21 protein-coding genes and 1 pseudogene are annotated in these 21,690 nt (G+C 70.1%); 11 read left to right on the top strand and 11 right to left on the bottom strand.

Annotation, left to right across the window (positions count from 1 at the left end; genetic code table 11):
* The first annotated feature begins 72 nt into the window (after positions 1–72).
* The 6 genes from ACYQPG_RS06535 to ACYQPG_RS06560 all read left to right on the top strand — a co-directional run bounded on the left by ACYQPG_RS06535 (position 73) and on the right by ACYQPG_RS06560 (position 5,436).
* Complete coding sequence (locus tag ACYQPG_RS06535) at positions 73–408, top strand: DUF6968 family protein (protein ID WP_461230577.1); 336 nt, start codon at positions 73–75, stop codon at positions 406–408.
* A gap of 259 nt (positions 409–667) precedes the next feature.
* Positions 668–1,276: a CvpA family protein gene (locus ACYQPG_RS06540; protein WP_147909601.1), complete on the top strand. Its 609-nt coding sequence runs from the start codon at positions 668–670 to the stop codon at positions 1,274–1,276.
* Between the two features lie 132 nt (positions 1,277–1,408).
* Positions 1,409–2,878 (top strand): amidophosphoribosyltransferase, encoded by a 1,470-nt coding sequence (purF, locus tag ACYQPG_RS06545; RefSeq protein ID WP_147909600.1) that lies wholly within the window; start codon positions 1,409–1,411, stop codon positions 2,876–2,878.
* A 157-nt stretch (positions 2,879–3,035) separates the two neighbouring features.
* Complete coding sequence (locus tag ACYQPG_RS06550; protein WP_147909599.1) at positions 3,036–3,785, top strand: SDR family NAD(P)-dependent oxidoreductase; 750 nt, start codon at positions 3,036–3,038, stop codon at positions 3,783–3,785.
* A gap of 63 nt (positions 3,786–3,848) precedes the next feature.
* Positions 3,849–4,256, top strand: a complete 408-nt coding sequence (locus ACYQPG_RS06555; RefSeq protein WP_461230578.1) for a dihydrofolate reductase — start codon at positions 3,849–3,851, stop codon at positions 4,254–4,256.
* Positions 4,257–4,317: 61 nt separating this feature from the next.
* Positions 4,318–5,436 carry a carboxylate-amine ligase gene (locus ACYQPG_RS06560; protein ID WP_461230579.1) on the top strand — a complete coding sequence of 373 codons (1,119 nt, stop codon included), beginning with the start codon at positions 4,318–4,320 and terminating at the stop codon, positions 5,434–5,436.
* 9 nt (positions 5,437–5,445) lie between these two features.
* Here the strand turns inward: ACYQPG_RS06560 and der are convergent, their stop codons facing one another.
* The 3 genes from der to ACYQPG_RS06575 form a co-directional block, all read right to left on the bottom strand.
* Positions 5,446–6,792, bottom strand: coding sequence for a ribosome biogenesis GTPase Der (gene der, locus ACYQPG_RS06565; RefSeq protein ID WP_147939502.1), 1,347 nt, complete (start codon positions 6,790–6,792; stop codon positions 5,446–5,448).
* A 31-nt stretch (positions 6,793–6,823) separates the two neighbouring features.
* Positions 6,824–7,534 carry a tetratricopeptide repeat protein gene (locus ACYQPG_RS06570; RefSeq protein WP_461230580.1) on the bottom strand — a complete coding sequence of 237 codons (711 nt, stop codon included), beginning with the start codon at positions 7,532–7,534 and terminating at the stop codon, positions 6,824–6,826.
* Between the two features lie 107 nt (positions 7,535–7,641).
* On the bottom strand, positions 7,642–8,250 hold the full coding sequence (locus ACYQPG_RS06575; protein WP_147939503.1) for an NnrU family protein: 609 nt from the start codon (positions 8,248–8,250) through the stop codon (positions 7,642–7,644).
* Between the two features lie 214 nt (positions 8,251–8,464).
* Between ACYQPG_RS06575 and ACYQPG_RS06580 the strand changes: the two genes are divergently transcribed.
* From ACYQPG_RS06580 to ACYQPG_RS06595, 4 genes are all read left to right on the top strand, one after another.
* Positions 8,465–9,619: a hypothetical protein gene (locus tag ACYQPG_RS06580; RefSeq protein ID WP_461230581.1), complete on the top strand. Its 1,155-nt coding sequence runs from the start codon at positions 8,465–8,467 to the stop codon at positions 9,617–9,619.
* A 108-nt stretch (positions 9,620–9,727) separates the two neighbouring features.
* Positions 9,728–10,360 carry a pyridoxamine 5'-phosphate oxidase family protein gene (locus ACYQPG_RS06585; RefSeq protein WP_461230582.1) on the top strand — a complete coding sequence of 211 codons (633 nt, stop codon included), beginning with the start codon at positions 9,728–9,730 and terminating at the stop codon, positions 10,358–10,360.
* Positions 10,361–10,457: 97 nt separating this feature from the next.
* Positions 10,458–10,769 (top strand): hypothetical protein, encoded by a 312-nt coding sequence (locus ACYQPG_RS06590; protein WP_461230583.1) that lies wholly within the window; start codon positions 10,458–10,460, stop codon positions 10,767–10,769.
* Between the two features lie 106 nt (positions 10,770–10,875).
* The gene (locus tag ACYQPG_RS06595; RefSeq protein WP_147939507.1) at positions 10,876–11,136 is read left to right on the top strand and encodes a hypothetical protein; all 261 of its coding nucleotides are present in this window, start codon (positions 10,876–10,878) and stop codon (positions 11,134–11,136) included.
* A 21-nt stretch (positions 11,137–11,157) separates the two neighbouring features.
* Here the strand turns inward: ACYQPG_RS06595 and ACYQPG_RS06600 are convergent, their stop codons facing one another.
* The 4 genes and pseudogenes from ACYQPG_RS06600 to ACYQPG_RS06615 all read right to left on the bottom strand — a co-directional run bounded on the left by ACYQPG_RS06600 (position 11,158) and on the right by ACYQPG_RS06615 (position 15,810).
* A complete protein-coding gene (locus ACYQPG_RS06600; protein ID WP_147909660.1) occupies positions 11,158–11,832 on the bottom strand; it encodes an SOS response-associated peptidase in 675 nt (224 codons plus the stop codon).
* 732 nt (positions 11,833–12,564) lie between these two features.
* Positions 12,565–12,918: pseudogene (locus tag ACYQPG_RS06605) on the bottom strand (PAS domain-containing protein); the annotation flags it as partial.
* Positions 12,919–13,361: 443 nt separating this feature from the next.
* Positions 13,362–14,543: an SMP-30/gluconolactonase/LRE family protein gene (locus tag ACYQPG_RS06610; protein WP_461230584.1), complete on the bottom strand. Its 1,182-nt coding sequence runs from the start codon at positions 14,541–14,543 to the stop codon at positions 13,362–13,364.
* Between the two features lie 91 nt (positions 14,544–14,634).
* Complete coding sequence (locus ACYQPG_RS06615; RefSeq protein ID WP_461230585.1) at positions 14,635–15,810, bottom strand: zinc-dependent alcohol dehydrogenase; 1,176 nt, start codon at positions 15,808–15,810, stop codon at positions 14,635–14,637.
* A gap of 308 nt (positions 15,811–16,118) precedes the next feature.
* On the opposite strand from ACYQPG_RS06615, the gene ACYQPG_RS06620 reads away from it, so the two are divergent.
* The gene (locus tag ACYQPG_RS06620; protein WP_461230586.1) at positions 16,119–17,231 is read left to right on the top strand and encodes an alkene reductase; all 1,113 of its coding nucleotides are present in this window, start codon (positions 16,119–16,121) and stop codon (positions 17,229–17,231) included.
* Positions 17,232–17,359: 128 nt separating this feature from the next.
* On the opposite strand, the gene ACYQPG_RS06625 is transcribed toward ACYQPG_RS06620, so the two are convergent.
* From ACYQPG_RS06625 to ACYQPG_RS06640, 4 genes are read right to left on the bottom strand one after another with little or no spacing between them, the layout of a single operon-like run.
* Positions 17,360–18,601, bottom strand: a complete 1,242-nt coding sequence (locus ACYQPG_RS06625; protein ID WP_461232428.1) for a cytochrome P450 — start codon at positions 18,599–18,601, stop codon at positions 17,360–17,362.
* 4 nt (positions 18,602–18,605) lie between these two features.
* Positions 18,606–19,913 (bottom strand): NAD(P)/FAD-dependent oxidoreductase, encoded by a 1,308-nt coding sequence (locus ACYQPG_RS06630; protein WP_419829007.1) that lies wholly within the window; start codon positions 19,911–19,913, stop codon positions 18,606–18,608.
* Positions 19,910–20,122, bottom strand: a complete 213-nt coding sequence (locus tag ACYQPG_RS06635) for a ferredoxin (protein WP_147857393.1) — start codon at positions 20,120–20,122, stop codon at positions 19,910–19,912. Before ACYQPG_RS06635 ends, ACYQPG_RS06630 begins: the two co-directional genes overlap by 4 nt.
* Before the next feature lie 23 nt (positions 20,123–20,145).
* Positions 20,146–21,468: a nucleotide disphospho-sugar-binding domain-containing protein gene (locus ACYQPG_RS06640; RefSeq protein WP_419829008.1), complete on the bottom strand. Its 1,323-nt coding sequence runs from the start codon at positions 21,466–21,468 to the stop codon at positions 20,146–20,148.
* Positions 21,469–21,690 lie beyond the last annotated feature (222 nt).

Genomic DNA, 21,690 nt, shown 5'->3' on the forward strand with positions numbered 1-21,690 from the left:
AAGCTATGGTTAGACTTGTTGCATGCGAGCGTGGGCATTCGATTCCGCCCCTAAACCTCTGAGGACGCTGCCATGATCATCGCAAAAAGAAATCTAGCGGTGCGTTCGCCGTCCGGTGATAACCGAGTGGAGATATCTATTCATGCTCCACAATTGCAAGATGGAGTCTTGATGTGTCGATATCAAATTGGGTGGCCAAATCAAAACAGGGCGAGTTTTGCTGCGGGAGCCGACTCGATTCAGGCCCTTCATCTAGCCTTACAGAAGATAGGTATGGAATTGTATGTCAGTCCCTATCACCTGTCCGACGACTTAAGGTGGGAAAAAACCGGGGACGGGTATGGCTTCCCGGTGCCCAAGAATGGGCGCGATATGCTCGTCGGTGCAGATAAGTCGTTCGCGGGCTGACGATGGGTGTGTGATTCTCTGCGTTGCGTGGGCGTCGAACGGTCGCGCCCAACGGGGTGACCTGCAAAACGCCGCGGTGCCCCAGTCTGGCATTCGGCCACCCTGCTGCCCCGACCCGGTCTGATGCACGGACGGCACAGGCCGCCGGGAGGTCGGTGGCCGAGGGTGACGGCCGAGGTTCGGCTTGGTATACCTCCCCCGCGGTCCTGGGGAGCCGCATGGACGCCGCGGCATCCCCACTGGTGCCTAAAGTTCACAGATGCCGTTTACCGTCCTGGATCTCGTCGTGCTCGGCATCGTCGCGGTCTCCGCGCTGCTCGCGGCCGTGCGTGGCGTCACCCGCGAGGTGCTGGCCATCATCGCCTGGGTGGCCGCCGCCGCCGTCGCGTGGTCGTTCTATCCGATGCTGCTTCCGCTCGTGAAGCAGCACGTCAACAGCGATACCGTGGCGCTGGTCGCCTCGATCGCGACGATCTTCCTGGGCACGCTGATCGTCGTCTCGATCATCACCGTGAAGATCTCCGACGTGGTGCTCGATTCGCGCATCGGCGCGGTCGACCGCTCCTTGGGCTTCCTGTTCGGGGCAGGCCGCGGCTTCCTGATCTGCGTGATCGGCTGGGTGTTCCTGTCCTGGCTGGTGCAGGGCAAGGTGCCGGACTGGGCGGCTCAGGCGCGCACGCGTTCGATGCTGGAGAAGTCCGGCGACGCCCTGGTGGCCCAGCTCCCTGAGAATCCGGAGGGCTTCCTGAAGCAGTTCAAGAAGCCGAAGGTCGTCACGCCGCCCAACGAGGCGGCCGACGCCCCCGCCGAGACCGACCCGGCGCCCCAGCGCCGCACTGAGACCGCGCCGAGCCCGACGCGACGCTGACCTGCGGCATTCGCCGTTGGTCGGTCTGCGTGGAGCGCCTAGATAGCGGTTCCGGAGACGATCGGATGATATCCGCGACGACCGGCGCGCCGGCCCGTCGCCGCCGGGACCCGTGAAGTGATCGATCGCACCATGTCCCAATCCGACGCTTATGCCGCCGATTTCGACCTCGACGGCGATACGCTGCGCGAGGAGTGCGGCGTCTTCGGCATCTTCGGGCACCCGGAGGCCTCGGCCATCGTCGCGCTGGGCCTGCACGCCCTGCAGCACCGCGGCCAGGAGGCGGCCGGCATCGTCTCGTTCGACGGGTCGGTGTTCCATTCCGAGCGCCGCCCCGGCCTCGTGGGCGATTCGTTCTCGGACGGCGACACCATCGCCCGGCTGAAAGGTCGCGCCGCCATCGGGCACGTGCGCTACTCGACCACCGGCGGGACGATCCTGCGCAACGTGCAGCCGCTCTTCGCCGAGCTGGCCAGCGGCGGCCTCGCGGTCGCCCACAACGGCAACCTCACCAACGCCCTGTCGATCCGCCGCGACCTCGTGCGCGACGGCGCGATCACCCAGTCGACCTCCGACACCGAGGTGATCCTCCACCTCGCGGCCCGCTCGCGGAAGCCCCGGATCGTCGAGCGCTTCATCGACGCCCTGCAGGCGATCCAGGGCGCCTACGCGATCGTGGCGCTTACCAACAAGAAGCTGATCGGCGCCCGCGACCCGCTGGGCATCCGCCCGCTGGTGCTCGGCGAACTCGACGGCCGCTACATGCTGGCCTCCGAGACCTGCGCCCTCGACATCATCGGCGCCCGCTACGTCCGCGACATCGAGAACGGCGAGGTGGTGGTGATCTCCGAGGAGGGCGTCGAGTCGATCCGCTTCGCCGACGCCGTGCCGATGCGCCCGTGCATCTTCGAGTACATCTACTTCGCGCGGCCTGACTCGGTCGTGAACGGCAAGAGCGTCTACGCGGTGCGCAAGGCCATCGGCCGCGAGCTCGCCCGCGAGGCCGCCGCCCCCGCCGACATCGTGGTGCCGGTGCCGGATTCCGGCGTGCCTGCGGCGCTGGGCTTCGCGCAGGAGACGGGCATCCCGTTCGAGATGGGCATCATCCGCAACCACTATGTCGGGCGGACCTTCATCCAGCCGACGCAGTCGGTGCGCGAGCTCGGCGTGCGGATGAAGCATTCGGCCAACCGCGCCGCGATCGAGGGCAAGAGCATCGTTCTGGTCGATGACAGCCTGGTGCGGGGCACGACCTCGGTGAAGATCGTCCGGATGATGCGCGAGGCTGGCGCCGCCGAGGTGCATTTCCGGATCGCCTCGCCGCCGATCACCTACCCGGACTTCTACGGGATCGACACGCCGGAGCGGGAGAAGCTGCTCGCCGCGACCCACGATCTCGAGGCCATGCGCAAGTATATCGGCGCGGATTCGCTCGCCTTCCTGTCGATCCCCGGCCTGTACCGGGCGATGGGCGAGGAGGAGCGGAACGCCGCCTGCCCGCAATACACCGACCATTGCTTCACGGGCGAATACCCGACCGGCCTGACCGACCTCTCCATCGCCGGCCCGAAGCGCTTCGCGATGCTCGCCGAAGCGGACTGACACCGGGGTTCCCAAAGGGCGAGCCCTTTGGCGGGGTCCAGGGGCGGCGCCCCTGGGTCCTTGCAGGGCTCTGCCCTGCACCCGCAAAAGGTCACGGACCTTTTGAATCCGGTCTTTTTTCGATCCACCTGGCGCGGAAATGCGTTAGCTGCTGGCTATGGCTGATCCTCAACGAAAGCTCGAAGGCCGCGTGGCGGTCGTCACCGGGGCGTCCCGCGGCATCGGGCGCGCCGCCGCCCTCGCGCTGGCCGGGGCCGGAGCCCACGTGGTCGCGGTGGCCCGCACGGTCGGCGCCCTCGAGGAGCTGGACGACGCCATCCGGGCGGCCGGGTCCAGCGCCACGCTGGTGCCCTTCGACCTCGCCGATTACGACGCGATCGACCGGCTGGGCGCGGCGATCAACGATCGCTGGAAGCGCCTCGACATCCTGGTCGGCAATGCCGGCATCCTTGGCGCCCTCATGCCGATCGGCCACATCACCCCGAAGGTCTGGGACCAGGTGATGCAGGTCAACGTCACCGCCAACTGGCGCCTGATCCGCTCGCTGGACCCGCTGCTGCGCATGTCCGATGCCGGCCGGGCGATCTTCGTCTCGTCGGGCGCGGCCTCGAAATGCCGGGCCTATTGGGGGCCGTATTCGGTCTCGAAGGCGGCCCTCGAAGCGCTGGTGCGGACCTACGCGGCCGAGAACGAGACCACCGCCATCCGGGCGATGCTGCTCAACCCCGGCCCGCTGCGCACCGGCATGCGCCGCTCGGCCATGCCGGGCGAGGATCCCGAGACCCTCAAGACCCCCGAGGATCTCGCCCCTCATTTCGTGCGGCTCGCCGCACCGGACTGGACCGAGACCGGCAAGCTCTACGATTTTCCCACCGACCGGGTGATGCAGTTCCGCGCGCCCGAGTAGAGGGGTCCGGGGCCTGCGGCCCCGGCGGGTTGCGGGCGGAGCCCGCAGGGTTTGGGATTTACGATGATCGACGTCCGCTGCATCTGTGCGATCGGCCAACGTGGCCAGCTCGGCCTCAACGGCCACCTGCCCTGGGAGGGCAACACCGATCCGCTGTTCGTAGAGGACGTGACGCGCTTCTTCGCGCTCACCATGGGCCACGTGCTGATCGCCGGCCCGAAGACCGTGGCCTCGGTGCCGGATTTCGCCTTCAAGGACCGCACCATCGATGTGATCCGCAGCCACGAGGATCCGGAGCAGGTGCTCAAGCGCTACCCCGGCCGGCGGATCTTCGTCGGCGGCGGCATCGCGGTGTGGAACGTCTACGCCAAGTACATCCAGAACTGGGACATCACCCGCCTGCCCTACGACGGCGAGGCCGACCGCTGGTTCGACCCGGCCTGGCTGGTCGGCGGGGCGCTGCGGCCCTGAGGAGCGGCATCTTCGGGCAGCCCGGCGCGTTAGCGTGCGAGTTGCGTGTCCGGAGACGCAGATGAGCGCCCACAGCTACCGCTTTGGCATCGAGGAAGAGTATTTCCTCGCCGATGCCGAGACCCGCGGCACGCCCCGGGGCGACCTGGCCGGCTTCCATGCCCGGGTGCAGGCGGAGCTGCCCGAGACGGGGCGGGAACTCGTCGCCGCGCAGGTCGAGGTCTGCACGCCGCCGCTGGACGACGCGCAGGCGGCGCGAGAAAACCTCGGCGGCCAGCGGGCGCAGCTCGCCGGCATCGCGGCCGAGAACGGCTTGAGCGTGCTCGCCTGCGGCACCCATCCGCTCGCGCGCTGGTCCCGGCAGACCGCCACGGACGGCGCGCGCTACAAGGGCATCCTCTCGGATGTCGGCATCGCGGCGCGGCGGGCGCTGATCTGCGGCATGCACGTCCATGTCGAAGTGCCGGACCCGGACGCCCGCGTCGATCTGATGAACCGGTTGCTGCCGTTCCAGCCGCTGCTGCTGGCGCTCTCGGCCTCCTCTCCGTTCTGGCAGGGCGAAGCGACTGGGCTGATGGCCTACCGGCTCAGCGTGTTCGGCGAGCTGCCCCGCACCGGCCTGCCCGAGATCTTCTCGGATTCGGCCGCGCATGCCCGGTTCGTGGAGATCATGACCCGCTCCGGCGCCATCGCGGATGCGAGCTTCCTGTGGTGGTCGCTGCGGCCCTCCATCAAGTTCCCGACCCTGGAGCTGCGCATCGCCGACGCCTGCACCCGGCTCGATGATTCGTTCTGCATCGCCGCCCTGTATCGCTGCCTGGTGCGCCTGTGCGTGCGGCGGCCGGAGCTGAATGCCGGCCTCGACGGCGTCTCGCGGGCCCTGGCCTCCGAGAACCTGTGGCGCGCCCAGCACAGCGGCGTGCGCGCGACGCTGATCGACGAGGCGCAGGGTGAGGCGGTGCCGTTCGCCGAGGCGCTGGAGGCGGTCCTCGTCCTGGTGGCGGAGGATGCGGACGCGCTCGGCTGCACGGCGGACGTCGCCCGCGCCCGGGCGATCGTCGCGGACGGCACCAGCGCCGACGGGCAGGTTCGGGCCTTCGAGGCGGCTTTAGCTGCGGACAAGGACGAGCGCGCCGCGCTGTCGGCCGCCGTGGACTGGATCGCCGAGGCGTCGCGCTGACGGGTCGCCTCAGCCCTTGTCGAACGGGTTCTGCGAGGTCCGCAAGCTCAGCCGGATCGGCGTGCCCGGCAGCTCGAATGCCTCGCGCAGGCCGTTCACGAGGTAGCGAGTGTAGGATTTCGGCAGGGCGTTGAGCTGGTTGCCGAACAGCGCGAAATGCGGCGGCCGGCTCTTCACCTGGGTGGCGTAGCGGATCTTGATCCGCCGGCCCGACACCGCCGGGGGCGGGTTGCGCGAGGTCGCCTCGTTCAGCCAGTCGTTGATGCGCGAGGTCGAGATCCGCTTGTCCCAGACCTCCGAGGCCTGCACCACCGCCTGCATCAGCTTGTCGAGGCCGTCGCCGGCAAGCCCCGAGAGCGGCACCACCGCGACGCCGCGCACCTGCGGCAGCAGGCGGGTGCAATCCTCGCGCAGCTGCTTGAGCAGGCCCGGCTGGTCGGCCACGAGGTCCCACTTGTTCAGGCCGATCACCACGGCCCGGCCCTCGCTCTCGACCAGGTCGATGATGGTCAAGTCCTGCTTCTCGAACGGGATCGTGGCGTCGAGCAGCACGACCACCACCTCGGCGAAGCGCACGGCGCGCAACCCGTCCGAGACCGCGAGCTTTTCCAATTTGTCGTCGATCCGGGCGCGGCGGCGCATCCCGGCCGTGTCGTGCAGCTTGATTTTCCGCCCGCGCCATTCCCAGTCCAAGGAAATCGAATCGCGGGTGATGCCGGCTTCGGGGCCGACCAGCAGCCGGTCCTCGCCGAGCATGCGGTTGATCAGCGTGGACTTGCCGGCATTCGGGCGGCCCACGATGGCGACCTTCAGGGAGCGGCCGCCGGGGGCGTCCTCATCCTCGTCGTCCTCGTCGTGTTTGGGCAGGACTCCCTTGAGCGTCTCGTGCAGCTCGCCCAGGCCCTCGCCATGCTCGGCCGAGAACGGAATCGGGTCGCCGAGACCGAGGGTGAAGGCCTCGTAGGCCCCGGCCAGCCCGGTGCCGCCCTCGGCCTTGTTGGCGATCAGGATGACCGGGCAGCCGGCCCGACGCACCAGCTCGGCGAAGGGCTGGTCGGCCGGCAGCACGCCGGCGCGAGCGTCGATCACGAACAGCACCACGTCGGCGGCGAGGATCGCCGCCTCGGTCTGCATCCGCATCCGGCCGGTCAGGGTGGCGGCGTCCGATTCCTCAAGCCCGGCGGTGTCGATCACCCGGAAGTGGAGTCCGCCGAACGCGACATCGCCCTCGCGCCGGTCGCGGGTCACGCCCGGCCGGTCGTCCACGAGCGCGAGCTTCTTGCCCACGAGGCGGTTGAACAGGGTCGACTTGCCGACGTTCGGCCTCCCGACGATCGCGACGGTCGGCATATCCATGGTCTGTCTCGAAATGGTCGACGAAAAAAAATCAGCGCGTGATCGGCGGGGGCGGGGCGGCGACCTCGGGCTTGGCCTCGGTCACTGTGACCGGGCCGCCCGCTACGAGCGCCGCGTAGACCTCGATCCGCTCACGCAGATTCCGGGGTGTCTCGGGATCGGCCGAGAGCTGGTCGAACCAGCGGCCGGCTTCCTCGAAATCGCCCTTCTTCAGGGCTGCGAGACCGAGCATCTCACGGGCGGTGTGGCGGAACGGCGTGCCGGCCGCGAGCCCCTGGAGGTTGGCCAGAGCCGGGTCCGGGTTCGGGCTGTCGAGGCGCAGCAGCGCCGCGCGCAGCCGCGCGAGGTCGCGCAGGCCGTCGCCGAGGCCGCTGTCACCGGCCAGCGTATCGAAGTCCTTCGCGCCCGCCTCCGGGTCGCGCTTGGCGGTTTCCGCGGCCGAGCGGAACCGGGCGAGCAGGCGGTAGCCGGCCGGGCCCTGCTGCTCCAGCGCGTCGAAGACCGTGTCGGCTTCCGCGACCTTGCCGTCCCGGGCGAGGCGGTTGGCCTCGTCGAACTGCACCGAGGCGGTCTCAGCGGCCACGCGCTGCTGATTCTGCCAGTAGCGCCAGCCGGCCACGCCCACCACCAGGAGCACGGCGAGCGCGATGATCACGCCGCTGTAGCGCTTCCAGATCTGGAGGATCCGGTCGCGGCGATAATCCTCGTCGACCTCGCGGATGAACTCGTTGCTCTCGGCCATCATTTCCCGGCCCGCGCTTGTCCGCCGGCCACCTTGCACAACACTCGAACCCCGCGCCTAACACACGGGCGCCGGGTTGGCGACAGCGGGTGTGGTCGGCGATGCCCTCAGGCCGTGCCGGGCCAGACCGAGACGCCGATCAGCGGGTAGTGCAGGTAGCGGGAGAACACGAACCACGCCGCCGTCCCGATCACCACGGCCAGGATGTCGTTGCGCCAGCCATGCGGGGCCGCGACGGCGCCGCCGTGCTGGGCGACGACCGCCCCCGGGGCGAGCGCCCGACGCTTGGCGCTGATCCGCGCCGCCACCGCCCAGGCCAGGAAGCCGCCGAACAGCAGGATCGAGCCGAGATCGCCGTTGGCGAGCAGGTGGGCGGTCGCCCAGATCTTCACCGCGAGCAGCATCGGGTGCTTGGCCTTCGCCCGGATGTGGCCGGGCAGGTAGGCGGCGGCGAGGCACACGAAGGCGAGCCAGACGAGCGTCAGGGCGAGGTGGCGCGTCCAGACCGGCGGATCCCAGACCGCGATGTAGCCACTGAGTCGGTAATCGTGAAAGCCGACCCCGATCAGCACCAGCCCGAGCAGCGACAGGGCGGTGTAGCCGAGCTTGTACCGGCCCTCGCCGACCCGTCCGACGATCGCGGCCCGCTGGGAGCGCACCATGGAGAAGGCATGCGTGCCGAGGAACAGCACGAGCCCGAGGATCAGGAGAAGCATGAAGGACTTTCGGGCGACAGCCGGTCGGCAAGTACTCTGTAACCGTTCTCAAGCGAATCTGGCGTGCTTTGTCCAGGCGTGGCCGGGACGCACCCGGATTTCGTCCATGGGCTCGGCGTACAGGATGGCTGGAGCGGGGGGCGGTGCGGCGCCGCGTCTTCCACTCCCCGCAGAGGCGGGAGGGAAGGGGTCGCGCGTCGGACGTGCGGCCGTGATGCTGGCGCTCGCCCTCCTCACCCCCCGGCCGGCCCTGGCCGCCGCCGAGCCGCCCCTGTCCGCCCTGACCCTGGTCGGGCCGCCCGCCGTGGTGTTCAAGGCCGGCCGCGATGCCTGCGACGGCGCCGACGTCCCGGACGCGCCGGCCCGGGCGTTCCGCGACGCCGCCGGGGCGGTGGCGGTGTTCGGGATGCATTACCGCAACCGCGCCCTGCGCGGGCCGGACCTCGACCACCTCAAACTCGACTGCACCGTCGTGCTCGATTCGGGCGAGAAGGCCGACCCGGCGGCCTATGACGACAGGTCCTGGATCACCGCCACCTGGACCGAGGACGGCAGCCGCGTCGCCGCGCTGCTGCACCACGAGTACCAGGCCAACGAGCATCCCGGCCGCTGCCCGGCGGGGTCCTACATGGCGTGCTGGTACAACACGATCACGGCCGGCGCCTCGACGGATGGCGGGCGCAGCATCCTGCGGCGGAGCCCGCCCGCCGTGGTGGCCGGCGCGCCGTTCCGGCAGGAGGTCGACCAGGGCCGGCACCGGGGCTTCTTCAACCCGTCGAACATCGTGGCGGACGGGCGCTGGCGCTACTTCCTGGCCTCGACCACGGGCTGGGACCGGCCCGGCAGCGACCAAGCGGCCGGCGTCTGCCTGTTCCGCAGCGACGATCCGGCCGATCCGACCCGGTGGCGCGCCTGGACCGGCGCCGGCTTCACCGCCGCCTTCCCGGACCCGTACCGCGCCTCCGTCACGCCGCCGGCCACCTGCCGGCCCGTTGGGCCGTTCCCGGGGCCGGTCGGCGCGGTGGTCCGGCACCGGGCCACGGGGGCCTGGATCGCGGTGTTCATGGCCAAGGCCGGCGGCACCTTCGCACGTTCCGGCTTCTACTGGACGACCTCGCGCGACCTGCTCGGCTGGGACGCGCCGCGCCTGCTCCTCGAAGGCGCGACCCTGTACGACGATCCCTGCACGGCGACCGCGCCGCTGATCGCCTACCCGTCGCTCCTCGATCCGGGGTCGCGGGGGCGCAACTTCGACGATGTCGGCGACGGGGCGCTGCTGACCTACGCGACCCTGCGCGTCGCGGGCTGCACGATCACCTCCGACCGGGACCTTCTGCGCCGCCCGGTGGCGATCCGGGTCTGGCCGTGAGGGGCGCGGCCTCGTCGGGAAAGCCCCGGGCGATCGTGCGAGACGATGCTGCCACCTGAAGGCCAAGCGCGAATCGCGCCGGGCCCGGCCCGCTACCACGAGGATCTCATGGACGCCGAAACCCGGGAGCCGTCGACGATCCTGGAGGCTCCGGCGCTGCGCGCGCAGTTCGGCGCGGTCGGACCGCTGGCCGCCGGCAAGGTGCTCGACCACCTCGACGATTACGCACGCCGGTTCATCGCCCTCGCGCCGTTCCTGGTGCTGGCGAGCGCGGACGCGGCCGGCCAGGCCGACGCGAGCCCCCGGGGCGACGCGCCGGGCTTCGTGGCCGTTCCCGATGCCCGAACCCTGGTGATCCCGGATCGACGCGGCAACAACCGGATCGACAGCTTCCGCAACGTCATCGAGAACCCCGGCGTCGGGGTGATCTTCTTCGTGCCGGGCATCGACGAGACCCTTCGGGTGAACGGCACCGCCGCGGTGACGCAGGACCACGCCCTGCTCGAGCCGCTGGCCGCCCAAGGCACGGTGCCGACAATCGGGCTGATCGTGCGGGTGCGCGAGGCGTTCTTCCATTGCGGCAAGGCGCTGATGCGCGCGCAGCTCTGGGATCCGGCGCGCCACGTCGCCCGCGATACCTTTCCAAGCCTCGGGCGCATCCTGGCCGAGCAGACCGCGGCCTCGGGGGTCGCGGACGCCGAGGCGCAGATCGCGGATTCCTACCGCACGCGGCTCTACTGACGGGGGCGCCTCGTCTCGGGGGCGCCGCACGCGCTCCGGCCTTGCCGTGCTCCGGAGGGAGGGCGATACCTCAGTGCCTGCCGCCAGAGGATCCCGGATGCCCGAGGAGATGACGCACCGCCCGGCCGAAGCCGGAGCTGCCCGGTCCCGCGACCCGGCCGCGCCCGGGGCAGGGGCCGTTGGAGCGGGAGCCGTTGGAGCGGGAGCCGTTGGAGCCTTCGCGGTGGGGGCTTTGGCGTTGGGGGCGGTGGCGCTCGGCGCGTTCGCGATCGGCCGCCTGTCGGTCGGCCGTGCCCGGGTCGGGGCCCTGGAGGTGGGATCCTTGAAGGTGGAATCGTTGACGGTGCGATCCCTGGAGATCGATACGCTGACAGTTCGGACGCTGCGCCTCCCGGACGCGGAGCGCTGACGCATCATCCTCCGGGTGATCGCCCGCGCCCGAGGCTGGCCCGCGGGCTCCCGATCGCGTAGCGTTTCATCCGTCATATCGGACATGCCCGCGAGGTCAGGCCGCGATGAACGACAGGACCAAGCCCTTCCGACCTGGCGACGCCATCGACGTCCTCGGCGAGATGGAGGGCGATTTCGTCCTGCCGCTCTGCCTGCCGAAGCCCAGCCTGCTCGTGGGCGAGGACCTCGCCATGGTCGTCCTCGATACGATCCTCGGTCAGCGGGTCGGGCTTCCCCTCAGCCTGCAGGGCGCGGCCGACCTGCACGCGGTGCTGGGCGAGGCCCTGCGGCTGCTGCAGACGCCGGACGGCGGCTCGATCCAGTGATTGGAACGCCGCCGCCCGCGGTCACGCCTCGGGCTCGGCATCCGGCGCGGCGCCGTCCGAGCGCTCGCCCCGGGCCACCTCGCGCAGGGCCGAATCCGGCAACGGGCGCTGCAGCTTGAGCGCCTCGGCGGTGGGAGCCTCCAGCCAGGCCGCCCATTCCTCCGGCTCGGTGAGGACGACCGGCATCGCTTTCGGGTGGACCGGGCCGACGACCCCGTTCGCCTCCGTGGTCAGGAAGGAGAACAGGCGGTGCTCCTCGGGGACGCGGTCCGGGTTCTCCCGCTTGGTCCCGCGCACGCCGGTCCAGGACCGCCAGATCCCCGCGAAGGCGAACAGCGGACGGTCCTCGTCGCGGGCGAACCAGACCGGGATCTTGCGCGGCTTCGTGTCGGCGTACTCGCTGAAGGCGTTGGCCGGCACCAGGCAGCGATGGGCCGGGCCCAGCCAGGGCCGCCAGTGCGGGCTCGCGGCGTTGCGGACGTTGGTGACGGGATGCTCGCCGAAGGCCTTGGGGCCGGGAATGCCCCAGCGCATCAGGGCGAGTTCCCGGCCCTCCGCGCCGTTCCAGACCACCGGGGCCATCTGGTCGGGGAAGATCGCGGGCAGCGGCGGCAGGTTGCCGGTGCGGTCGCTGGTGGTTTCGAAGGCGCGGCGCAACCCGGCGGGGCCGGTGCGCAGGCTGTAGAGGTTGCACATGAGGGCTGGCTGGGGCTCTGGGAGATCTCGGCCGGTTCGGACGGCGGTGAAATGATCGGCGCAGCTTCGTGACGGACCCTGTCGCCAGCTGGGTGTGAGCAAATACAGGAACCGGACCACGTGAGCGAAAACTGATATGGATCAGGATCGTTCGCTGAGCGATTGTTCGGCGGTACATTGCGCAGCCGGAACCGCGGGCCCATTCCGCGGAACGTACCATGCCGCAACTGCCGGATCTGCCGCCAGATGCGCCCACGCAGACCAGGCGCGTGGTCGGACGGACACCCCTGTAGGCGGCACAGGCGGGTCTCTGGCGCTACGCGGGCTATCGCCTGCGGTATTCCCGTCGGGCCGCCCGCATCCTGGGCCTTCCCGCCGTGGGGTGTGCCGCAGGTCTGCCGCTCGCGCAGGGCGCCGCGTTCGGGCATCCGGAGGATCGCACGGCCTTCATCGAGCCGATCCAGGGGCTTCACCGGGAGGACGGCCCCGTGCACACGATGTTCCGGACGGCGCCGGTCGGCGGTGCGTGCCGGATCGTCCTGGTGCAAGGGCGGTTCGAGCGACGATGGCCGCCCGTCGGGCCCTGCAGACGGCGCCTACGCTATCGACGACGCTGATTCTGGCCTTGGATTCACGCCTGATGGCGCGGGGCGGGAGGTCGCGACCAAGCTGTCGGGCCGCACGACCGCCTAGACTGCCGTCCCGAACGGCGGCTGCCGGCTTGCGGGGCAGGACGACCTTGATCGGCTTGCCGCGTCGGTCGAGGATCGGATTGTAGGTCGCCTGCAGCCAGATCTCGCGACCGTCCTTGCCGATGCGCTTGAACTCGCCAGCCTGGAACTCGCCGCGCCTGAGCGCCGCCCAGAACGCGCGGTAGGCCTCGGTCTCCCGGAAGGCCGGGGCGACCAGCATCGCGTGGGACTGGCCGCGAACTTCGTCGAGCCGGTAGCCGACTGCGTCGAGGAAGTTCGTGTTGGCCGCCAGGATCGTGCCGTCGAGCGCGAACTCGATGACGGCCTGAGACCGGTCCAAGGCCTCTACTTTCGAGCGGAGATCCTTATCGAACAGTACGGCCCTTGCACGCATCGTCCCTGTTACGAGATCTCGACGGCTGTGATACGATTCGGAAAATTCCGAACAAGGAAATAGGTCGATTAGGTATGTAATATTTCATGAACGGAGCGTTAATATCAGATTTTAATCCTGAGGCAATTGATTTTTTGTGCTCTTATGGCTGATAAAATCAGTCTTGTTTCACAAGATGAAAACAATTTTTATCTTGAATAGATGGACCGCCGAAATTCGACCATCGATGATTTTATAAGCGACGGCCCCGCGCGGCATGCCGAGGCGCGCAGGTTTATGCTGACGGGTCTGTTTCTGGTGTGTGGATCATGCCCCGGACGGACCGGCAATTCGGCGCGATCGGTCCTTTCTTGCTTTGGGTGATGCGCTTGCTGGCCGGCGCCGAAAGGCGTCGGGACCTCCGGCCGGTTGCGTCAGCCGGAGGTGTCAGACGCGTTGCCGACTCAGCGCGGGGACGCCGTCGGCTTGAAGCTCCACAACTCCGTCGGTAGCGCGATCGGGGCGCCCTCCTTGTAGAAGGCGGAATCCTGGATGTGCGAGGTCGTGACGTAGACCGTCCCGTCCGGTCCCTGACTGAACGTGTCCGGCCAGCGCAGGCGCGGATCCTGGATCAGCGTGGTCACCCCGGACGCCTTGGACGCGAGGTCGCGGACCTTGATGGAATCGTCCTGCGGCGACGTCACGTACATGCGGCTGCCGTCGCGATCGATCAGCAGACCGTCGGCCGGCCCGTTCTCCCCCACGGTGACGACCTTGCCGGCGAGGGTCTTGTCGGCCAGCATCTCCGGCACCAGCGATGCCGTAACCCAGCCGGTCAGCGCGTCGGTCGGCAGGCTGTACAGGGTCTTGCCCTTGATCGCCTGCCAGTACAGCGTCTTGCCGTCCGGTGAGAGGGCGATGCCGTCGGCCGAGAACTCGACGCCGCGCCCGTCCGGCCGCCGCAGGGGCTTGCCGTCATACGTCACGGTCACGGCCGGATCGGGCATGGTCGCGGACACGCCCGCGAGCAGCCGCTTGGCCTTCCCGGAGTCGATGTCGACCACCACCAGGGCGCCCTCGGCACCGGAATCGGTGAGGTAGGCGGTCTTGCCGTCGGGCGAGATCCGCACGTCGTTCAGGTAGGAGCCCTGCGGGGCCACCGTCTCGTCGAACGCGATCGTCTTGGCGACCGTGTTGGTCTTCAGGTCGATCGCCACGAGCTTCGGGCCATCCTTGACCACGGCCGCCATCGCGGGGGCGGCGGCATCGACGACCCAGAGCCGGCCCTGCCGGTCGGCGACCACGCTCTGCACGCAGACGAAGTGGGTTTTCGGGTCGATCTCGCCCTTGCGGGCGTTGCGCCATGAATTCCACGCCTCATCGGGATACGGGACGGGCTTGCCGTCCTTGATCTCCGCCACCGAGACCGGCGAATCCTCGGTCCAGCGCGGGAAGTTCACGAAGATCCGGCCGTCCTGCGCCACCGTCACGCCGGTGACCTGATGCTGGAAGTGCGCGACCTGCGTCAGCGCGGTCGAGCCGGCCGGCGGCGGCGAGGTGGCGGCCACGGGCTCCTGCGCCAGGGCCGGGCCGGCGAGGGTGCAGAGAAGGAGGGGCAGAAGGGTGTGGGCGGCCGGCATCGTCATACGGGATCGGTCCTGAGAAGCATCGGCAGTCGAAGCCCCGGTCCCTGAAGACCGGGGCCGTCTCGATGGCGGGGAACGCGCCGCGCGCGGGTCAGTTCGGGTGGAACACCACCTTCACGCAGCCGTCCTTCTTGTCGCGGAAGGTCTTGTACAGGTCCGGGCCGTCGGCGAGGTTCGTGGACCGGTGGGTGATCATCGACGTCATGTCGAACTTGCCCTCTTGGATCAGCTTGGTCAGCGTCTCCAAGTAGCGCTTCACGTGGGTCTGGCCGCTCTTGAGGGTCAGGCCCTTCTGCACGATCGAGCCCATATTGACCGGCACCGGCCCGCCGTAGACGCCCGGCACCGAGACGATGCCGCAGGGGCGCACCGCCTTGATCGCCTCGGCCAGCGCGTAGGGCCGCTCCGTGGAGGTCAGCTTTTCCTGGAGGGTCGAGAGCACGCCGGTGAGGCCGCCATGGCCCGCGCTCGCCTCCATGCCGACGCAGTCGATGACGCCGTCCGCGCCCTGACCCTTGCTGATCTCCTGGATCCGCTCGAACACGTCCTCGTTCATGAAGTCGATGACGTCGGTGGCGCCGGATTTCTTCGCGAGGGCGAGGCGCTCGGGCACCGTGTCGATGGCGATGATGCGCCCGGCCCCCATGATCTTGGCCGACTGGATCGCGAACAGGCCGACCGGCCCCGCGCCCCAGATCGCGATGGTCTCGCCGCCCTGGATCTCGCAATGCTCGGCGCCCTGCCAGCCGGTGGGCAGGATGTCGGTGAGGAACAGGACCGACTCGTCGTCCATGCCGTCCGGCACCTTCATGGGCGCCACGTCCGCCATGGGCACGCGCACGTACTCGGCCTGCCCGCCGGCATAGCCGCCGGTGAGGTGCGAGTATCCGAACAGGCCCGCGGTCGGGTAGCCGAACTGCGCGGCCGCCATCTCGCCGTTGCGGTTCGAGCGTTCGCAGACCGACCAGTTGCCGAGCTTGCACTGGCGGCAGGCGCCGCAATTGATGTTGAACGGCACGACGATGCGGTCGCCCTTCCTGAACTTAATGAAGCCCTGGCCGACCTCGACGACCTCGCCCATGAACTCGTGGCCCAGCACGTCGCCGGACTTCATGGTCGGCATCTGGCCGTCCATCAGGTGGAGATCCGAGCCGCAGATCGCGCAGCTCGTCACCTTGATGATGACGTCGCGGGCATCCTCGATCACCGGGTCCGGCACCGTGTCGCAGCGGATATCGTTCTTGCCGTGCCAGCAGAGTGCCTTCATCGGGACGGTTCTCCAGATCGGGGAAATACGGCCGCGCTGTGCGGCCTCGCCAGGGCAAGCGCCCGGCCGTACGGTCAAGTTCCGCTGCGGTGACGCGCAGGGCCGTGCCGCCAGCGAGCGCGAGGCGGCCTCCGGAATCCGGTTCCCGAAGCATCCCATGCCGCCGACCCGCGATCGCGGCCGATTCGATCGATCCTGGTGCGACCGTGGAACCCCGGACGGGCCTCGACGGGTTATCGGCCATCCCTTCCGAGCCTGGGCGAGCCGTTCCGGCCATCGTCCTTGCGCGATGCCGTGTGCGAGGCCCCATGCCGAACAGCCCGATCCTTCAACCCGTCACCATCGGCGACCTGACGCTCAAGAACCGGGTGGTGATGGCACCGCTGACCCGCAGCCGCTCCAACAACGAGGGCGTGCCGCCGGATTTTGCCGCCGATTATTACGGGCAGCGCGCGAATGCCGGGCTGATCATCTCCGAGGCGACCAACATCTCACCGCAGGGCGTCGGCTACGCCTACACGCCGGGGATCTGGTCCGACGCGCAGGTCGAGAGCTGGTCGCGGATCGTAAGGACGATCCACGCCAATGACGGGCGGATCTTCCTGCAGCTTTGGCACACCGGCCGGATCTCCCATCCCGACCTGCAGCCGGGCGGCGCATTGCCGGTCTCGGCCTCCGCGATCAAGCCCGAGGGGACCGCGTTCACCGAGGACGGCATGAAGCCCCACGAGACGCCGCGGGCGCTGGAGACCGACGAGATCCCCGGGATCGTCGCCGATTACCGACGGGCCGCGGAGAACGCCAAGCGGGCCGGCTTCGACGGCGTCGAGATCCACTCGGCCAACAATTACCTGCTGGAGCAGTTCGTCCGCGATTCCACCAACAAGCGGACCGACCGGTACGGCGGGTCGATCGAGCACCGCCTGCGCTTTCCCCTGGAGGTGGTCCGGGCGGTCACCGAGGTCTGGGGCGGCGGCGCCCGCGTCGGCATCCGGCTCTCGCCCGCCACCACGCAGCCCGGCGAGACGCCGCTCGATTCCGATCCGCATGCCACCTACGGCGCCTATGTCGACGCGCTGAACGGCTTCGGGCTGCTCTACGTCCACACGATCGAGGGCGTGACCCAGCAGACCCGCGATGTTCCGGACGGGATCGACTTCCTCGACCTCCGCCGCCGGTTCAAGGGCGCCTATATCGGCAACAACCAGCTGACCCTCGATCTCGCGGAGACCGAGTTGGCCGAAGGCCGGGCCGACCTGTTCAGCTTCGGCCGGCCCTACATCGCGAACCCCGACCTCGTCGATCGCCTCGCCAGCGGCGCACCCCTGGCCGAGGCGCCCAAGGCCTACTGGTACGGCGGTGGCACCAACGGCTACTCCGACTGGCCCGGCATGAACGGTCCGGTCCCGGTGCGGCGCTGATCGCACGGGATCGACGGCTCCTCCGTCCGGGCGCCGATCGGGTGTGGAGCCTGTGAATGTTTCACGGGAAACATTCCGGCGTTTCCCGTTTCGTAACCCATTCGCGATCCAGCCGCGGCGACGGGCGCTCAAATGATCCCGTCGATCCCGATCCCGAGCTGCTCCGGCCCGCGCAGCGACGCGCCAGGCCGGTAGGGCGGCGGGTCGCGCAGCAGGCGGGGTGCCACGAGGCGGCGGCTCAACGCCACCAGGGCGATCTCGGCCTCGATCCGGGCGAGCGGCGCGCCGATGCAGTAGTGCAGGCCGCCGCCGAAGCCGAAATGTTGAATGTCCGCTCGGTCCGAATCGAACCGGTCGGGGTCGGAGAACCGTTCCGGGTCGCGGTTCCCCGCGGCGAACAGCAGGATCACCGGGGCCCCCTTCGGGATCGTCTCGCCGGCGATCGTGATCGAACCCAACGCCTTGCGGGTTCGAAAATGCACCGGCGGCTCGTAGCGGAGCACCTCCTCGATCACCTGCGGCGCCCGCTCCGGGTCGGCGCGCAGGCGTTCGAGTTCCCCCGGGTGGCGCAGCAGGGTGAGCATCGCGTTGGTGATGAGGTTCACGGTGGTCTCGTGGCCCGCGACCAGGAGCAGGACCGCGGTGGCGATCAGGTCGAAGTCGCTGAGCTGCTTCCGGCCATCCGGACCGGGGGCGGCCAGCCCGCTGAGCATGTCGTCGGCCGGACGTCGGCGCTTCTCGCGGATGAGGGCGCGCATGTAGGCGGCGATCGCGTCGAAGGCCCCGACGATCTGACGGCGGGTTTCCGCATCGTGGTGGGCATCCGGCTCCACCGCGGTGGCGAGCTGCGTCGCCCAGACCTGGAAGCGCGGCTCGTCCGCCGCGGGGACGCCGAGGAGTTCGCAGATCACCGTGACGGGCAACGGGTACGACAGGTCGCTCACCAGGCAGATCTCGGAGCGCCCCCGGCAGGCGTCGATGAGCTGATCGACCTCGCGGGCGATCCGGTCGCGCAGGCCGAGCACCCGGGTGATGGAGAACTCGCGCATGACCAGACTGCGGAGGCGGTCGTGGTCCGGCGGGTCGCGGAAGATCAGCGGCCGGTGGGTGGCGGTGATGCGGTTCTTGATCGGGTTGAGGATGAGGTCCTTGAGCGGGTTGCCGGTGCGCGGCCGGCGGGGTGGCGGCAGGTCCTCCGAGCTGAGGCGCGGATCGAAGATCAGCCCGCGGATCGCCGCGTGGCCGGTCACCACATAGCTGCCGTCTGGCTGGCGCCAGACCGGGCGCTGCCGCAGCCGCGCATAGAGCGGGTAGGGATCGGCCCGGTTGGCCGGGTCCGTCACGGCGGCGAACAGGGCCTCGTCGGACATCGGGTCAGCCATGGGCGGCCTCGGCGGAAGGACGCGCCGGCGGGAAGCCCGGCGCTGCGGTCTCGATCCGGGGCTGGTCCGTGGCGTCGAGGATCGGGGGGAAGGCGGCGCCCGCCTCGATCGCCTCGGCATAGGCGGGCAGCCACCGGGCCTGGTCGAACGAGACCGCCGCGATGCTGCGCCCGGCCCGGCCGTAGACCGCGAGGAAGCGCCGGGACGCGCGCGTTCCCTGCACCACCGCGACGGCGTCGGCGCCCTCGGTGAGACCCACGGCCTTGATGTTGATCCCGAACTGGCTGGACCAATAGGCCGGAAGATGCACGTAGGCGCGCTGGTCGTCCGGGGCGGCCAGCATGTTGCGGGCGGCGTGGGCCGCCTGCTCGACGGCGTTGCCCCAATGCTCCACCGAGACCAGCCGGTCGCCGTAGAGCCGGATCGGCCAACGGGCTACGTCACCGGCCGCGTAGATGTCGGGGCAGGGCACTCCGTCCGTGTCCAGGACCCGGCAGGCCGCGTCGCAGGTGACGCCGCCGGGATCCGCCGTCAGGCCGGCGCCCCGGAGCCAGCCGGTGGCGCGGGTCGCGCCCAGAGCGGCGATCACGAGGTCGGCCTCCACGGTGCCGCCGTCCGCGAGGCGGGCCCGGGCGACCCGGCCGGCCGCGTCGCCCTCGAATCGCAGTACCTGGGCGCCGGGGCGGAACACCGCACCGGACTCGCGCAGGCGCGCGGCGATCACGCCGCCGACCCAGGTTCCGAGAGACCGGGCCAACGGGGCGGGGTTGGGATCGACCAGGGTCACCGGCAGGCCGAGGTCGCGCAGGCAGGAGGCCGCCTCGCAGCCGATCAGCCCGCCCCCGACGATGAGGACTCGGCGGGGCCCGGCCAGGAGGTCCGCCCGGAGGGACGCGGCGTCGTCACGGCCGCGCAGGGTGTGGATGCCGGCGAGCCCGCCGCCGGTCTCGACCGGCCAGGGACGGGAATCGGCCCCGGTGGCGATCAGCAATTTTTGATAAGCCAGCTCCGTACCGTCCGCGAGGCGGAGCGTGCGGGCCTTCCGATCGAGGGACACGGCCGCGTTCCCCAGCCGCCAGCGGGCGCGCAGGCGCGTGCGCTCCGGCAGCCGGGTCGCCTCCGGCCTCAGCTCTCCGGCGAGCACGTGCTTCGACAGGGGCGGACGATCGTAGGGCCGATACGGCTCGGCTCCCACCAGGGTCAGCGGCCCGTCATAGGAGCCGTGCCGCAGGGCCTCGGCGGCGCGCAGGCCCGCCAGCGAGGCGCCGATCACCACGATACCGGCGGGCTCGGCGGTCACGGCAGATCTCCGTCATCCGGCCCGGCTTGCAGGCTGATGGCGCGAACCGGGCAGGCCTGGACGGCGCGCTCGATCGCGCCACGCCGCTCGGCCGGCGGGGCCGGATCGTAGAACAGGATCTCGTGGCCCCGGATCGCGAAGGCGTCCGGGGCCGCGTAGCAGCATTGGGCGTAGCCCTGGCAACGGTTGAGGTCGACCACGACCCGCAGCGCCGGATGATCGGTCGCCGGCTTCACGCCGACCTCGCCATCGGGACAGCCGTGCCGCTGTTGTGTGCCGGGCCGGTGCGGACCAGCGCGTCGATCGCCCCCAGGATGCCGGCCATGGCGTCCCGCGCCGCGAAGGCTTCCTGCAGGGCCATGGCCCGCTGCCGGAAGCCCGGCTCGCCGAGCACCCGCGCCACGGCGTCCCGCAGGGCTTCGACCCCCGGCGTGTTGGTGGCGAGGTTGAGGCCGACGCCCGACCAGCCGATCCGGGCGTTCACCTCCGCCTTGTCCTCGGTCAGGCCGGCCGAGACGATCGGCACGCCATTCGAGAGCGCCTGCGAGACGCTGCCGTAGCCGCCATTCGTGACGAGCACGCTCACCCGCGGCAGCAGCTCCCGGAACGGCAGGAACCGCGCGACCCGCGTGTTGGCCGGGATCGGCCCGCGCAGCGCCTCGACCGGGCGGCCGCCCGTGGTGGCGAGGACCAGAAGGTCGTCCCGGTCGGCGAGGGCGGCCAGGGTCGGCTCGACCAGCGCGCCGAAATCGGCGTTGGCGAGGGTGCCCTGGGTGACCAGCACCACGGGCTTGCCGTCGGCGTTGGCCCGTTCCAGCTCCGGCCACCAATCCGGCAGGGGCGCCGGCGGGGCCGGGGGCTGGAGCAGGCCGATGAAGCGGACGCCCGGCGGCAGCGTGCCGTAATCGTACTCGAAGCCCGGCACGGTCGGCTGGAGGAACAGGTCGGGCAGGACCACCACCGCGTGCGGCAGGGACGCCGGCAGCGGCGCCGCGCCCAGCCGCGCGAGCTGCGCGTCCGCGTAGGCCCGGACCGGATTGGCGAAGGCGGCATCCATGCCCGCCTTCAGGGCGGCGTAGCGGGCGAGTTCGGACGGGTCGCGGGCGGGCGGCAGGCCCAGGCCGATCGGAGCGTGGTCGGGCCGCTCGAGGAACAGGAAACTGATGTTGGCGGTGACGATCGGCGGGCGCGGCGCCCTGTCGAGGAGCAGCGGCAGCACGCCGAGGAACATGCTGCCGGCTACGATCACGTCCGGCGCATCCTCGGCGATCAGGGCCCGCAGGGCGGCCGTCTGGACCGGCATGGGATCGATGAAGCGCCGCTGGAATTCGCTCCGGAACCGCTCCGGACCGGCGGGCAGCGTCGTCTCCAGGAAGCTGGCGGAATCGTTGTCCGCGTAGGGCGCGAAGCCCAGGCCTGCCGCCTCGACCTTCGCCCGGAAGGCCGGGTCGGTCAGCACCCGCACGGTGTCGCCCCGGGCGGCGGCGGCGCGGCCGATGGCGAGCAGCGGGTTCACGTGGCCGGTGAGCGGCGTGGCGGCAATCAGGATCTTCATCACGGCCTCCTCGGGCGACGCCGGCCATGCCCGCGCGCCCTGTCGATCTCGGCGTCCCACGTGCGGACGCCGAAGGCGCGGCTCGGCCCGCTCCCTCTGTCAGGGAGAATCGTCGACGGACGGGCCGAGTTACCGGTACAGATCCGGGTTCGTGCGGCAACGCACAAATCCTGCCACCGTGAAATTTCGCGAAGACTGTCACTGCCTCCGGGCGGAGCTTGC

Source organism: Methylobacterium sp. CM6246 (assembly GCF_054818005.1).

Excerpts from the sequence above, each read along its gene's own strand:
- ACYQPG_RS06570 (WP_461230580.1), bottom strand. The coding sequence starts at position 7,534 with ATGGCCGAGAGCAACGAGTTCATCCGCGAGGTCGACGAGGATTATCGC.
- ACYQPG_RS06540 (WP_147909601.1), top strand. The coding sequence starts at position 668 with ATGCCGTTTACCGTCCTGGATCTCGTCGTGCTCGGCATCGTCGCGGTC.
- ACYQPG_RS06535 (WP_461230577.1), top strand. The coding sequence starts at position 73 with ATGATCATCGCAAAAAGAAATCTAGCGGTGCGTTCGCCGTCCGGTGAT.
- ACYQPG_RS06585 (WP_461230582.1), top strand. The coding sequence starts at position 9,728 with ATGGACGCCGAAACCCGGGAGCCGTCGACGATCCTGGAGGCTCCGGCG.
- ACYQPG_RS06555 (WP_461230578.1), top strand. The coding sequence starts at position 3,849 with ATGATCGACGTCCGCTGCATCTGTGCGATCGGCCAACGTGGCCAGCTC.
- ACYQPG_RS06610 (WP_461230584.1), bottom strand. The coding sequence starts at position 14,543 with ATGACGATGCCGGCCGCCCACACCCTTCTGCCCCTCCTTCTCTGCACC.
- der (WP_147939502.1), bottom strand. The coding sequence starts at position 6,792 with ATGGATATGCCGACCGTCGCGATCGTCGGGAGGCCGAACGTCGGCAAG.
- ACYQPG_RS06600 (WP_147909660.1), bottom strand. The coding sequence starts at position 11,832 with ATGTGCAACCTCTACAGCCTGCGCACCGGCCCCGCCGGGTTGCGCCGC.
- ACYQPG_RS06625 (WP_461232428.1), bottom strand. The coding sequence starts at position 18,601 with ATGTCCGACGAGGCCCTGTTCGCCGCCGTGACGGACCCGGCCAACCGG.
- ACYQPG_RS06580 (WP_461230581.1), top strand. The coding sequence starts at position 8,465 with ATGCTGGCGCTCGCCCTCCTCACCCCCCGGCCGGCCCTGGCCGCCGCC.
- ACYQPG_RS06615 (WP_461230585.1), bottom strand. The coding sequence starts at position 15,810 with ATGAAGGCACTCTGCTGGCACGGCAAGAACGATATCCGCTGCGACACG.
- purF (WP_147909600.1), top strand. The coding sequence starts at position 1,409 with ATGTCCCAATCCGACGCTTATGCCGCCGATTTCGACCTCGACGGCGAT.
- ACYQPG_RS06560 (WP_461230579.1), top strand. The coding sequence starts at position 4,318 with ATGAGCGCCCACAGCTACCGCTTTGGCATCGAGGAAGAGTATTTCCTC.
- ACYQPG_RS06550 (WP_147909599.1), top strand. The coding sequence starts at position 3,036 with ATGGCTGATCCTCAACGAAAGCTCGAAGGCCGCGTGGCGGTCGTCACC.
- ACYQPG_RS06590 (WP_461230583.1), top strand. The coding sequence starts at position 10,458 with ATGCCCGAGGAGATGACGCACCGCCCGGCCGAAGCCGGAGCTGCCCGG.
- ACYQPG_RS06595 (WP_147939507.1), top strand. The coding sequence starts at position 10,876 with ATGAACGACAGGACCAAGCCCTTCCGACCTGGCGACGCCATCGACGTC.
- ACYQPG_RS06640 (WP_419829008.1), bottom strand. The coding sequence starts at position 21,468 with ATGAAGATCCTGATTGCCGCCACGCCGCTCACCGGCCACGTGAACCCG.
- ACYQPG_RS06620 (WP_461230586.1), top strand. The coding sequence starts at position 16,119 with ATGCCGAACAGCCCGATCCTTCAACCCGTCACCATCGGCGACCTGACG.
- ACYQPG_RS06575 (WP_147939503.1), bottom strand. The coding sequence starts at position 8,250 with ATGCTTCTCCTGATCCTCGGGCTCGTGCTGTTCCTCGGCACGCATGCC.